Origin of the sequence: Agrobacterium sp. T29 (assembly GCF_006970545.1) — a bacterium.
Lineage (GTDB): Bacteria > Pseudomonadota > Alphaproteobacteria > Rhizobiales > Rhizobiaceae > Agrobacterium > Agrobacterium leguminum.
Map to the genome: position 1 here is coordinate 173,552 of NZ_CP040642.1, position 12,438 is coordinate 185,989.

11 protein-coding genes are annotated in these 12,438 nt (G+C 54.4%); 7 read left to right on the forward strand and 4 right to left on the reverse strand.

What is annotated here, in order from left to right; all coding sequences use genetic code 11:
• Positions 1 to 47: 47 nt before the first annotated feature.
• From FGF54_RS25910 to FGF54_RS25920, 3 genes are read right to left on the reverse strand one after another with little or no spacing between them, the layout of a single operon-like run.
• Positions 48 to 1,235, reverse strand: a complete 1,188-nt coding sequence (locus FGF54_RS25910) for a Gfo/Idh/MocA family protein (RefSeq protein ID WP_142781778.1) — start codon at positions 1,233 to 1,235, stop codon at positions 48 to 50.
• Positions 1,236 to 1,256: 21 nt separating this feature from the next.
• Positions 1,257 to 2,309 (reverse strand): sugar phosphate isomerase/epimerase, encoded by a 1,053-nt coding sequence (locus FGF54_RS25915; protein WP_142781779.1) that lies wholly within the window; start codon positions 2,307 to 2,309, stop codon positions 1,257 to 1,259.
• Positions 2,306 to 3,403 carry a LacI family DNA-binding transcriptional regulator gene (locus FGF54_RS25920; protein ID WP_142781780.1) on the reverse strand — a complete coding sequence of 366 codons (1,098 nt, stop codon included), beginning with the start codon at positions 3,401 to 3,403 and terminating at the stop codon, positions 2,306 to 2,308. Before FGF54_RS25920 ends, FGF54_RS25915 begins: the two co-directional genes overlap by 4 nt.
• Positions 3,404 to 3,765: 362 nt before the next feature.
• Here FGF54_RS25920 and FGF54_RS25925 point away from each other — a divergent pair, with 362 nt between their 5' ends.
• From FGF54_RS25925 to FGF54_RS25955, 7 genes are all read left to right on the forward strand, one after another.
• Complete coding sequence (locus FGF54_RS25925) at positions 3,766 to 5,001, forward strand: ABC transporter substrate-binding protein (RefSeq protein ID WP_142781781.1); 1,236 nt, start codon at positions 3,766 to 3,768, stop codon at positions 4,999 to 5,001.
• Positions 5,002 to 5,147: 146 nt separating this feature from the next.
• Positions 5,148 to 6,053 (forward strand): carbohydrate ABC transporter permease, encoded by a 906-nt coding sequence (locus FGF54_RS25930; RefSeq protein WP_142781782.1) that lies wholly within the window; start codon positions 5,148 to 5,150, stop codon positions 6,051 to 6,053.
• Positions 6,054 to 6,096: 43 nt separating this feature from the next.
• Positions 6,097 to 6,987 (forward strand): carbohydrate ABC transporter permease, encoded by an 891-nt coding sequence (locus tag FGF54_RS25935; protein WP_246667083.1) that lies wholly within the window; start codon positions 6,097 to 6,099, stop codon positions 6,985 to 6,987.
• A gap of 3 nt (positions 6,988 to 6,990) precedes the next feature.
• On the forward strand, positions 6,991 to 8,076 hold the full coding sequence (locus tag FGF54_RS25940) for an ABC transporter ATP-binding protein (RefSeq protein ID WP_142781784.1): 1,086 nt from the start codon (positions 6,991 to 6,993) through the stop codon (positions 8,074 to 8,076).
• Positions 8,077 to 8,157: 81 nt separating this feature from the next.
• Positions 8,158 to 8,916 carry a sugar phosphate isomerase/epimerase gene (locus FGF54_RS25945; RefSeq protein WP_142781785.1) on the forward strand — a complete coding sequence of 253 codons (759 nt, stop codon included), beginning with the start codon at positions 8,158 to 8,160 and terminating at the stop codon, positions 8,914 to 8,916.
• Between the two features lie 20 nt (positions 8,917 to 8,936).
• On the forward strand, positions 8,937 to 10,070 hold the full coding sequence (locus FGF54_RS25950; RefSeq protein WP_142781786.1) for a Gfo/Idh/MocA family protein: 1,134 nt from the start codon (positions 8,937 to 8,939) through the stop codon (positions 10,068 to 10,070).
• A 168-nt stretch (positions 10,071 to 10,238) separates the two neighbouring features.
• On the forward strand, positions 10,239 to 11,597 hold the full coding sequence (locus FGF54_RS25955) for a hypothetical protein (protein ID WP_142781787.1): 1,359 nt from the start codon (positions 10,239 to 10,241) through the stop codon (positions 11,595 to 11,597).
• Here FGF54_RS25955 and FGF54_RS25960 read toward each other — a convergent pair.
• Positions 11,580 to 12,377 (reverse strand): enoyl-CoA hydratase/isomerase family protein, encoded by a 798-nt coding sequence (locus tag FGF54_RS25960; RefSeq protein ID WP_142781788.1) that lies wholly within the window; start codon positions 12,375 to 12,377, stop codon positions 11,580 to 11,582. The genes FGF54_RS25955 and FGF54_RS25960 overlap by 18 nt on opposite strands.
• Positions 12,378 to 12,438 lie beyond the last annotated feature (61 nt).

A 12,438-nucleotide genomic window follows, 5' to 3' on the forward strand; every position in this document is an offset into this window, starting at 1 on the left:
GCGTCGTGCCTAAAGGCAACACTGGCTCGTGCTATTGCATGTCCACCCTACAGCTTCACCCATCCGCCATTCTGCTTGGAAGACGCAATGCAGGCTTCCACGAAGGCGACGCCTTTCAGGCCATCATCCACGGTCGGGTAAACCACTGCCTTGTCCAGCGCCGTGCCGGTCCGGCGAGCCTGAATGGCATGCGCTGCTTCCGTGTAGATCGTCGCGAAGGCTTCGAGATAACCTTCCGGGTGGCCGGAGGGAATACGGGTGACGCGAGCTGCTGCACCGCCTGCACCAGCGCCGCCGCGGGTAATCAGCTGCTTCGGCTCGCCGAGCTTCGTGAACCACAGATAGTTCGGATCAGCCTGCGTCCACTCGACACCGGCCTTGGTGCCGTAAACGCGCACTTTCAAACCATTCTCGTGACCGACAGCGACCTGACTGCACCACAAAAGCCCCTTGGCAGCCTGTACGCTGCCCTTCGCCTTGAAGCGCAGCATGACGTGGGCATTGTCGTCCAGACGACGGCCTTCAACGAAGGTGTGCACATCCGCCGCCAGTTCGTCCGCTTCAAGACCGGAAATGAAGCAGCCGAGATTATAGGCGTGCGTGCCGATATCGCCGGTAGAGCCGCCCGCACCGGACTGCGCCGGGTCGGTACGCCAGACTGCCTGCTTCGCACCGGTCTGCTCGATGGGTTCAGCCAGCCAGTCCTGCGGATATTCCATCTGCACCAGACGGATATCGCCAAGCGCACCGCTTTCAACGAGTTCGCGGGCCTGACGCACCATCGGATAGCCGGTATAATTGTGCGTCAGGATGAACAGGGCATCGGCCTTGTCGGCAACATCTTTGAGCTTTTTGGCATCCTCAAGATTGGAGGTCAGTGGCTTGTCGCAGATCACATGGATGCCACGTTCCAGAAACGCCTTGGCAGCCGGATAATGCACATGGTTCGGCGTGACGATGGCGACTGCCTCGATGCCATCTTCACGGGCAGCTTCCTTCTCCGCCATCTCCTCGAAGGAGCCGTAGCAGCGATCCTCATCCAGTCCCAATTCGAGACCGGATGCTTTCGACTTCTCGGGCGTCGAGGACAGGGCACCGGCCACCAGCTCGAAACGGTTGTCGAGCCGTGCCGCCATGCGGTGCACGCCGCCGATAAAGGCGCCTGATCCACCGCCGACCATGCCGAGGCGAATGCGCTTGTTCGCCTTGTCGGTTGTCTTTCCTTCAATAGCCATAATATCTCCCCTGAAATGCTTTTAAAGCCCGAGCATACGGCGGTTGGCCGCATCGTCGGTGCCACCGGATGCGAAATCGTCAAAGGCTTTTTCCGTGACGCGGATGATATGCGCCTTGACGAATTCCGCGCCTTCACGGGCGCCGTCTTCAGGGTGTTTCAGCGCGCATTCCCACTCGACCACGGCCCAGCCATCGAAATCATTGGCGGCCATTTTCGAGAAGACGGCACCGAAATCAACCTGCCCATCACCCAGCGAGCGGAAGCGGCCAGCCCGCTCCACCCAGCCCTGATAACCGCCATAAACGCCTTGCCGCCCGGTCGGATTGAACTCCGCATCCTTGACGTGGAACATCTTGATACGGTCTTTGTAGATATCGATATTGTCGAGATAATCGAGGCATTGCAGAATGTAATGCGAGGGATCGTAGAGCATGTTGGCGCGCTTGTGGTTCTTCACGCGTTCCAGGAACATCTCGAAGGTCACGCCGTCATGCAGATCTTCACCGGGGTGGATTTCGTAGCAGACATCCACACCCTGCTCATCGGCATAATCGAGGATCGGCGTCCAGCGCTTCGCCAGCTCATCGAAGGCGGTTTCCACCAGACCGGCCGGGCGTTGCGGCCAGGGGTAGATGAACGGCCAGGCGAGCGCGCCCGAAAAGGTCGCATGTGCCTTGATGCCGAGATTCTTCGACGCTTTCAGCGCCAGCTTCACCTGCTCCACCGCCCATTGCTGGCGGGCCTTCGGATTGCCGCGCACTTCAGGTGCTGCAAAACCGTCGAAAGCCTCATCATAGGCCGGGTGAACGGCAACCAGCTGGCCCTGCAAATGGGTGGAAAGCTCGGTTACTTCCACGCCATTCTGGCGTGCTACACCGGCAAACTCGTCGCAATAATCCTTCGATTCCGCCGCTTTTCTGAGATCGATGAGCTGACCGGCCCATGTCGGCACCTGTACGCCGAGATAACCTTTATCCGCCGCCCATTTCGTAATTCCGTCCCATGTATTGAACGGTGCTGCATCGCCCGCGAACTGACCTAGAAAAATGCCCGGCCCCTTGATCGTCTTCATGTTGGTTCTTTCAAATGTTGCAGTGAATTGTTGTCCAGCCAGCGTGGCTGCGTAAGCCGTTTCAGCATCGCAGGATCTTCTCCAGCTATACGAGCCAGAACGAGTTCCGCTACGTCACGACCGCTTGTTCGGAGATCTTCCTGTGCGATGATGATATTCGGGTCGATCCAATGAAGCAGTTCAAATGACTGCTTCGCCACCATATCGAAATCTTTACCGAGGGTTCTGCCGGCAGCCAGAAGCGCTGCATTGGCAGCAATTGCAGTGCCGCCCGCACAACAGATAAGGGCATCGGGCGGCTCCGATGATCGAAGCAAAGTCTCGAATTCCTGATACGCGTCCCGAAGCGGTGTGTCGGTATGGCTCCACATTGCAGCCTCCGGCAGCGCGAACGCGTTCATCGCACTCCTAAATCCCGAACGGATATGATCGAAATAAGAAAGGTTCTGCGGTGGTGCGATTATGGCGATCCGACGCCGATCTCGCCGAGCCAGCAATTCGACGGCCTGATATGCGAAGGCATGGTTATCGAAATCCGCGAACGGGTGTTCAATGCCCATACTGGAACGGCCATGGGTCGAAAATGCTACTCCGCGATCTGACAAAAAACGCACCCGGGCATCGTGCGGCTCAATACGCGCGATGATGATACCGTCGGCGATTTTATTGTCCACAAGATAACGAACCGATGAAAGACCGTCATTTTGCAGGGTGTGCGGCATTACCATCATGTTGTAGCCGGTAGACCGCAAGGCCTCGGAAATTCCGAACACGAACTGGCTACTGAAGCCAACCCGATCCTCGTCGATACTCAAGACTACCGCAATGACTTTGGTACGCCCTGTGCGAAGGCGAATTCCTGCAGGATCGGGTTCGTAGCCGATCTGCTGAGCGATCAGCCGAACGCGGTCCTTGGTCTTCTGGCTGATGTCAGGTGCATCCTTCAACGCCTTCGAAACGCTGGCCACAGCAAGGCCTGTCATAAAGGCGATCGTCTTCAATGTTGGCTTTACATCTTGCCCGTCCACGGAGTTCTCGTTCCTGCCATTTCTTTTCAATTGCTTTTCACTTCGGCAGGCGCGTGCCAACCTCATGACAATCGATTACGTGATGGTTTCGTATCTGAGCCATTCAAAATACATATGCAGGCTATAACGTTATCGTAATGATGCGCCGTCTTGAAACAGTTTTTTTGGGATGGCGATCAGCTCTCCGTATATCGATGCCCACAATAATCATCTCGAAGAATAGTAGGTGGAGGGGAGCATAATGAAATAACCTATTAGTATCATATATTTGCGTCGAAAACTCTATTTTTTTGCCTAAAAAATTATGGAATGATCAAATTTTAGTCAGCATTTTCTTGTTGTCGTTTTTTGTACAATCCTAGAATTGCTCTGATGAAATTTACGGGTTACCCAAATACGAAATCGATTTCGTAAAAAGGGGAACCAGCATGAAATATGTTAAGAATATTGCTGCCACATCTGCATTGCTGGCAGGGATGACCTTGCCTGCTGCTGCAACGGATCTCGAAGTTACGCACTGGTGGACCTCCGGCGGGGAAGCAGCTGCAATTGCCGAATTGGCGAAAGCTTTCGACGCAACCGGCAACAAATGGGTCGATGGCGCTATCGCTGGGGCTGGCGGCGTCGCCAGACCCATCATGATCAGCCGTATCACCGGCGGCGACCCGATGGGCGCCACACAATTCGCCATCGGCCGCCAGTCGAAAGAACTCATCGATGCTGGCCTGATGCGTGATATCACAAGCGTCGCGGATGCCAATCACTGGCGCGATTTCATCAAACCCATGGCAATCATGGACAACTGCACGGTCGATGGGAAAATCTATTGTGCACCTCTGAACGTGCACTCAAAAGAGTGGTTGTGGGTGTCCAACGAAGCCTTCAAGAAGGTAGGAATTCCCGTTCCGACGACATGGGATGAATTCGTCGCGACTGGACCAAAGCTTCGTGCGGCAGGTATTCAGCCTCTCGCCCTGGGCGGGCAGGCCTGGCAGGCAGACAACGTCTTCGACGCGCTCCTGCTTTCACTCGGCGGGCCTGATCTCTACATGAAAATCTACAAGGACAAGGATGCCAAATCCGTTGCCAGCCCGGAGGCCGCCAAAGTGTTTGCAGCCTTCGCAGACGTTCGCTCTCTTTCTGCTGGCACCAATGTCCAGGATTGGAATCAGGCGACCAATATGGTGATAACCGCCAAGGCGGGAGCACAGATTTCCGGCGACTGGGCTCAGGGAGAGTTCGAAAGAGCGGGTCAGAAGTCGGGAAGCGATTATTCCTGCCTTCTGGGTCTGGGCGTAAACAACTACATCTCCACGACGGGGGACGCGATCTTTTTTCCGAAACTAAAGGATGAAGCCAAGTCCAAGGCTCAGGAAGTACTCGCGGCTCTGCTACTCGATCCAAAGGTGCAGCTCGCCTTCAATACCAAGAAGGGGTCCGTTCCGATCAGGAACGATGTCGACGTATCTGGAGCATCTGAATGCATGCAGAAGGGTATCAAGACGCTCCGTGACGGTAACGCATTGCCCGCTGGCGAGCAGCTTTTAACGTCCGATACGCGTAGCCAGAAGATGGACCTGATTACGCAGTTCATCGCAACGCCAACCATCACTCCAGAAGAGCTTCAGACGCGTTTCGCAAAGATCATCGCCTTTGCAGACTGATCTTCCTGTTCGGCACCCCTCAATCGCTCCTTGCAAGTGAGGAATGCCATCCTGTGAAGGAAACGTGAGAAGCCGCCGGCACGTAAAATGCCGGATGAGGAGGTGGCCGGACATGAAGTTCGGCCTCCATTCAAGAAGGAGAGGACATGAGCGTCGGTAGACACACGCAACGGCCCAGCAGGCTGTTCAAAAACCTGAGCGCAAAAATCGCATGTATTCCCATGATTTTTGTAGCGCTTTTTATCTTTGTAGGGGGGGCTGCCTGGACCGTTCTATATTCATTCACGAATTCCAAGCTCCTGCCGACATTGAATTTCGTCGGCCTTGCGCAGTATGAACGGCTCTGGGAGTCAGAGCGCTGGATCATGTCGGTAGAAAACCTTGCCGTCTATGGCATCTTGTCATTGGTTTTCAACCTTGTGATCGGCTTCGTTCTGGCTGCGGTCATCGATCAGAAAATACGCTTCGAGAACATTTTCAGATCCATTTTTCTCTATCCATTCGCAATGTCCTTCGTCGTAACCGGCCTTGTATGGCAATGGATTCTCAATCCGGATTTCGGCATCCAGTCCATTGTTCGCTCGCTTGGATGGACGACTTTTCATTTCGATCCACTCTATCAGCCGGATCTAGTCATCTATGGCGTTCTTATCGCTGGGCTTTGGCAGCACACAGGCCTGATCATGTGCCTGATGCTGGCTGGTATGCGCGGTATTGACGAGGATGTCTGGAAGGCATCGCGCGTTGACGGTATCCCGACATGGAGAACCTACATTTTTATCGTCATTCCGATGATGCGCCCGGTGTTCATTACCACGCTTGTGCTCATTTCAAGCGGAATCGTGAAGGTTTACGATCTCGTCGTCGCACAGACCGGCGGCGGTCCGGGCATAGCTTCTGAAGTACCGGCAAAATACGTCTATGACTACATGTTCACCGCCCAAAACCTCGGTCAGGGCTTTGCTGCCTCGACCATGATGCTCGCGCTTGTGGCCTTCATCATCATACCGTGGGCTTACCTCGAATTTGGCGGAAGACGTAAAAATGGTTGAGACAGTAAAACATTACGCTGTACAGGTCGGCGTTGCCGTGTCCATGCCAACACAGGCAGGACCTCGTGGGGCCAAACCCAAAGCCGCCTTTTCCGCGCGCAACATCATCATCTATGGAACGCTTCTCGTCGCGACGTTCTATTATATTCTGCCGCTTTACGTAATGATCGTGACCTCGCTCAAGGGAATGCCTGAAATTCGTATAGGCAACATCTTCGCGCCACCTGTCGAAATCACGTTCGAACCCTGGGTCAAGGCGTGGGCAACCACCTGTACCGGGCTAAACTGCGATGGGCTTTCACGCGGTTTCTGGAACTCCGTGCGCATCACGGTGCCATCGGTCATAGCATCCATAGCGCTTGCATCCATCAGTGGTTATGCAATCGCCAACTGGCGCTTCAAAGGGTCTGAGTTCTTCTTCACCGTTCTCATCATCGGTGCGTTCATACCCTATCAGGTCATGCTGTACCCGATGGTGATCTTTCTTCGCGAGCTTGGCATCTATGGTACGCTCGGCGGTCTTATTCTGGTGCACACGATCTTCGGCCTGCCGATCCAGACCTTGCTGTTCCGCAATTACTTCACGTCACTTCCTCAAGAACTCTTCAAAGCCGCCCGCATTGATGGTGCTGGTTTCTGGATGGTTTATTTCCGCATCATGATGCCCATGTCACTTCCGATCTTCGTTGTTTCGATGATCCTCCAGATAACGGGCATCTGGAACGACTTCCTGTTTGGCGTGGCATTCACCAAGCCTGACCTCTATCCGATGACGGTGCAGCTCAACAACATCGTCAACTCGGTTCAGGGGGTGAAGGAATACAACGTCAACATGGCCGCGACCATTCTCACAGGTGCCGTGCCTCTCGCCATCTACTTCATTTCCGGCCGACTGTTCGTACGCGGCATTGCGGCTGGCGCCGTCAAGGGGTAATCCATGAAAACCAGTGTTTCAATTCGTGACCTTTCCGTCAGTTTCGGCCCGGTCGACGTTCTCAAAAATCTCGATCTCGAAATTTACGAAGGCGAATTTATCGTGCTGCTCGGTTCGTCCGGCTGCGGTAAATCAACCCTCCTGAACTGCGTTGCCGGACTCCTGGAACCGACAGACGGACAGATCTTTATCAAAGACCGTAATGTCACCTGGGAAGAACCCAAGGATCGCGGCATAGGCATGGTGTTCCAGTCCTACGCGCTCTATCCTCAGATGACCGTGGAGAAAAACCTGTCCTTCGGCTTGCAGGTGGCGAAACTGCCAAAAGATGAGATCGACCGCCGTGTAAAACAAGCTGCAGCCATCCTTCAGATAGAGGCGCTGCTTGGAAGAAAGCCGGCTGCGCTTTCCGGGGGCCAGCGCCAGCGTGTCGCCATCGGCCGCGCACTGGTGCGCGATGTCGACGTTTTCCTGTTCGACGAGCCGCTCTCCAACCTTGACGCAAAACTGCGTGCTGAGTTGCGTGTTGAAATCAAACGCCTGCATCAGTCGCTCAAGAACACCATGATCTATGTTACACACGACCAGATCGAAGCGTTGACGCTGGCTGACCGTATCGCAATCATGAAAAACGGCGTGATCCAGCAGCTCGCCGACCCGGTCGAGATATACAACAAACCGAAGAACCTTTTTGTCGCGGGCTTTATCGGCTCTCCTTCGATGAACTTCCTGCGCGGCCATATCGCGTTTGAAGGCGAGAAAGCAATCTTCAGCTCAAACAGTGTTTCATTTCCACTCGATGGCTACGAAGCTTCATCGCGACTTGAAGCAGGTCGTAAGGTCATTCTCGGTGTCAGACCCGAACATGTCACGGTGGACGAAGACCATAGCGGCGGAACGCACCTTGCGACGGTCGATATTGAGGAGCCAATGGGCGCGGATAATCTGCTGTGGCTCAAGGTGGCCAATCACACATTGGCCGTTCGTATCGGTGGCCACCGAAGATACGCACCGGGTAGCGACGTGAAGCTCGGCTTCGACATGCGGTTAGCCTCACTTTTCGACGAAGAAACGGAAATCCGTATCTGACTCCGGTCTTCTGGCGCTTCGGGCAAGCCGATGCGCTTTATAGAAACCATTTCCAGTACCAGCATAAAGAAAGACTAAGGAATGAAACTCGGATATCAACTATACAGTGCGCGCAACTTCCCGCCGCTTTCAGATGTTTTTGCACGTCTGAGCAAAGCCGGTTACAGCGCAGTTGAGGGCTATGGCGCGCTGTATGAACGTCTGGATGCGGCAGAACTGGATGCATTCCGCACCGATCTTGATCGCAATGGCCTTACAATGCCAACGGCGCATTTCGGCATCGACCTGCTTGAACAGGAACCCCAGCGCGTCCTCACCCTGGCAGAAAAGCTTGGTATCGAGGCGATTTACTGCCCTTTCATTGGGGCCGACAATCGCCCGGTGAATTCAAAGGGATGGGAAGCATTCGGCGAGCGCCTCGCTGCCGCCGCAAAACCCTACACAGATAAAGGTCTGGTCTTCGGCTGGCACAACCACGCTTTCGAATTCGAGAAGACGCCGGAGGGCGACATTCCGCTCGATCTGATCTTCAAAGGCGGCCCTGATCTCGCCTGGGAAGCAGACATTGCCTGGGTCGTGCGCGGCGGTGCGGACGTCGATGACGCGCTGGCGCGTCATGGCGCGCGTATCAAGGCGGTGCATGTCAAGGATCTTGCGCCATCGGGAGAAGCAGAGGACGAAGGCGGTTGGGCCGATGTCGGTTTCGGCACGATCGGCTGGAGTGAACTTTTGCCAAAGCTGAAACAACTGGGCGTCGTGCACTTCATTATAGAGCATGACAACCCGAATGACCTTGAGCGCAATGTCAGCCGCTCCATCACCTCCGTTTCGAGCTACTGAAATATAACTGGACGAATACCATGACACGCGAAATCGGTATTGGCATCATCGGATGCGGTAATATCTCTACAACCTACTTTTCCCGTGCGCCGCTCTTCAAGGACCTCAAGATTGTTGCGTGCGCCGACATGAACCTGAGTGCCGCAGAAGCGAAAGCGACGGAGTTTGGTGCGAAAGCGCAAACAGTCGATGATCTTTTGGCAAATGACGATATCGACATTATCGTCAACCTGACGATACCGGACGCGCATTACCGCGTTTCCCGCGCCATTCTGGAGGCCGGGAAAAACGTCTATTCGGAAAAACCGCTTGTTTTGACCTTAAAGGAAGGCGAAGATCTTCGTGCGGTCGCCAAGGCTTCCGGCAAGGCGGTTGGTTGTGCGCCGGATACGTTCCTGGGTGGTTCGCACCAGCAGGCGCGCAAGATGATCGATGACGGCACCCTTGGCCGCATCACCTCCGGCACATGCGCCTTCATGAGCCCCGGAATGGAAATGTGGCATCCGAACCCGGACTTCTTCTTTCTGCCAGGCGCAGGTCCTATGCTCGACATGGGACCGTATTATATCGCCAATCTCATCAACCTCATCGGTCCGGTAAAACGCGTTGCAGCCGTGACCTCCATGGCCAGTGAAACGCGCACCATTACCAGCCAGCCCCGCGCAGGCGAAGTCATTCCGGTCAAGACGCCCACCAACATACATGCCCTGCTGGAATTCGAAAACGGTGCTACGGTAACGGTCACGGTAAGCTGGGACGTATGGGCCAACAAGCATTCCAACATGGAACTTTATGGTACGGAAGGCTCATTGATCGTACCAGACCCCAACTTCTTCGGAGGCGCTCTCGAATTCGCAGGACGTGATCGCACGTTCAATCCTGTCGAAGCATGGGCGCATCCATTTGGTGCCGACAATCAGGAGACCCCGCGAGGTCCGCGCGCCAATTACCGCATGGCGGGACTGGCAGACATGGTAGCCGCCATCAACAAGGGCCGCGACATTCGATGCTCTCTGGATCGCGCATTGCATGGCGTAGACGTCATGACCGCCATCCTCACGTCAGGAGAAGAAGCTACGTTCCAGACCCTGACGACGACCTGCAAACAACCCGAAGCGCTCGGCATTGAAGAGGCGAAAGCGCTTCTGAAATAAGCACGAAAAACCTGAGGCGTGTCTTGGAAATTCTTTTCTGAGACATGCTTTAGTCTCTCCAGTAAAAGTCGCGCAGCCTTTTTGCGCATTGATAGAGATTTTTCACCTTTCTCCGCAGGAAGAAAAACTTTTATCACATCATTAAAGTATAAAAGGACGGACTGTCCCATGCAGTTTCCCGGATTTAGTTCGCCTGCCAGCTCTGGTAGCGGCGCTCCAAATGCACTTTCCAGCCTGCTGGGGGCATTTCTCTGGCTGCAGACCGTTCAACATATATTCGTGCCCTATGGGCCTGCGAGGTGTGTGTCGATCGGAGTGCTTATAATTTATCTGATCATCACTTTTCCTCTGACATCCACTGCGGCGAGACGCATCTTCGCAGCATGCCTCATCATATCCTGTGGCTTGCTGGCGGTGGGATCCGATCCGGGTCAACTCTATAACGGATTCGACTTCGCTCTTACCTTCATGGCCTTTTTACCATCAATCTCAATGGTGCGCATGCTATTCAAGGTCGTCCCCTCGCTTGTCAGCCTCGGCGACGACATTCGCGAAATTTCTCCCGACAACCGCAAACGGGCTACACTGGTTTTATCGAATGCACTTGGAGCAATCATGTCCATTGGCGCGTTCGCCGCTATTGCTCCACTTTTCAATCGTGTTGAAAATCCGCTCGAGCGTCGTCAGGCCGGTCTCACCATGATGCGGGGCGCTGCACTTGCAATGCTTTGGACACCGTTCACCGTCGGAATGGGATTTGCTAGCAGTAATTTTCCAGACGTGCCACTTTGGAAGATCATGGCGGTGGGTTTCTGCATCTCGGCGTTTACAATTATTTTCAGCCTCCGCAACGCAAACCGCAGAGATATGTCCTCGGTTTTCGGCATTCTTCGCAAACTGTTTCTTCCTATTACCGGCAGCACGGCCACTCTTGTGATCGCCAACCTCGTCACAGGGATGAGCAGTCTCAAACTTATTATCTTGCTGGTACCGCCTCTATCCATCCTTTTTGTTTTTCTCGCCTCAAAAGATCGCCGCGCAGCGTTCGCTAGTGTCGGGCATTCATTGTGGTCCGATCTGGGGCTGATGGGAAATGAAATGCTGCTTTTCGTCGGCTCAATAACTATGGGCGCACTTCTCAGCACCAACCCGCACTTTCTTGGGCTGTTGAATCATCTCGGCCTTTCGGAGATGCCACCTTACCTTATTTTCCCGGTGTTTGCCCTTGGGCTCATAGCATGCGCGGTGATAGGACTTCATGCCTCAATTATCGGCCCTTTGGTCGTGGCCGTTTACTCAGGCCTAAACGGGCAGCTTAGCCCATTTGCCGCAATCATCCTTCTTCTGTTTGGCTGGTCCAACGCCTCGATGTTGTCAGTATCTTCACTGGGAGTCGCCATCATAACAAGGAGCTTCTCTGTTAACCTGCGTGACGTCGTTTGGGGAGAGAACCTTCTATTCGCCCTCAAACTTGGTGCTTTCCTCAGTGCCAGCTACGCGGTTCTCAATCTATTTGGCATCCAGTGACATGGCGGGAACGGCGTTACGCGCCAGTTTGGCACGGTGTTCCTGTGTATTGACATCCCGACCGGCCTCGGTGGCATCCTCAAATGCAAGATCGACCACCTTGTAAAAAAGCTTTTTTGTCGCAGCCATTTTATCTGGCTCGAAAGACGCCCAACGATGGGCGAGGACGAGGGCTTTTTCATTCACTTCAGCTTCGGGAACGACATAATTGGCAAGTCCCGCAGCAACCATGCGTTCAGTCGATACTGGTTCGCCGAGAGAAGCAATTTCAAAGGCGAGTTTTCTTCCGACGCTATGAGCAAGCCCAGCCATGACGACCGCAGGTACAATTCCATTTCGGATTTCAGGAAACGAGAACCGTGTATCCTGACCGATCACAACCATATCGCAGGCAACGGCCAGCGCTGCCCCACCGCCATATGCGCCCCCCTTAACAGCCGCAACCACGGGCTTGCTTAGATTGCGGATAAGCTCATGCGTGCGCGAAATCAGCCGTGAACGATGTTCTACGGCTTCGAACGCCTCCGGCCCCGCATCCTTGTACTCCGCAAGATCGCCCCCCGCACAGAACATACGTCCGTTTGCCATGAGCACGACAGCGCGCACGCCGGAATCCTCGTCCGCTTTTTCAATCTCGGCATAGAGCCGTTCAGCAAGGTTTGTGTCTATGGCGTTCAACTTATCGGGGCGATTGAGGATGATCTGGCGTACGGCACCGTCTTCCTCGAACAACACGCATTCTTTTTCGCCATTCATGGTGTCGCTGACATGGTCGCTCATGCTGGTCTACTCCTCCTCAGCCTCATGTTCAGGCCCTCCACTGGCCGGCACGATGAAATAC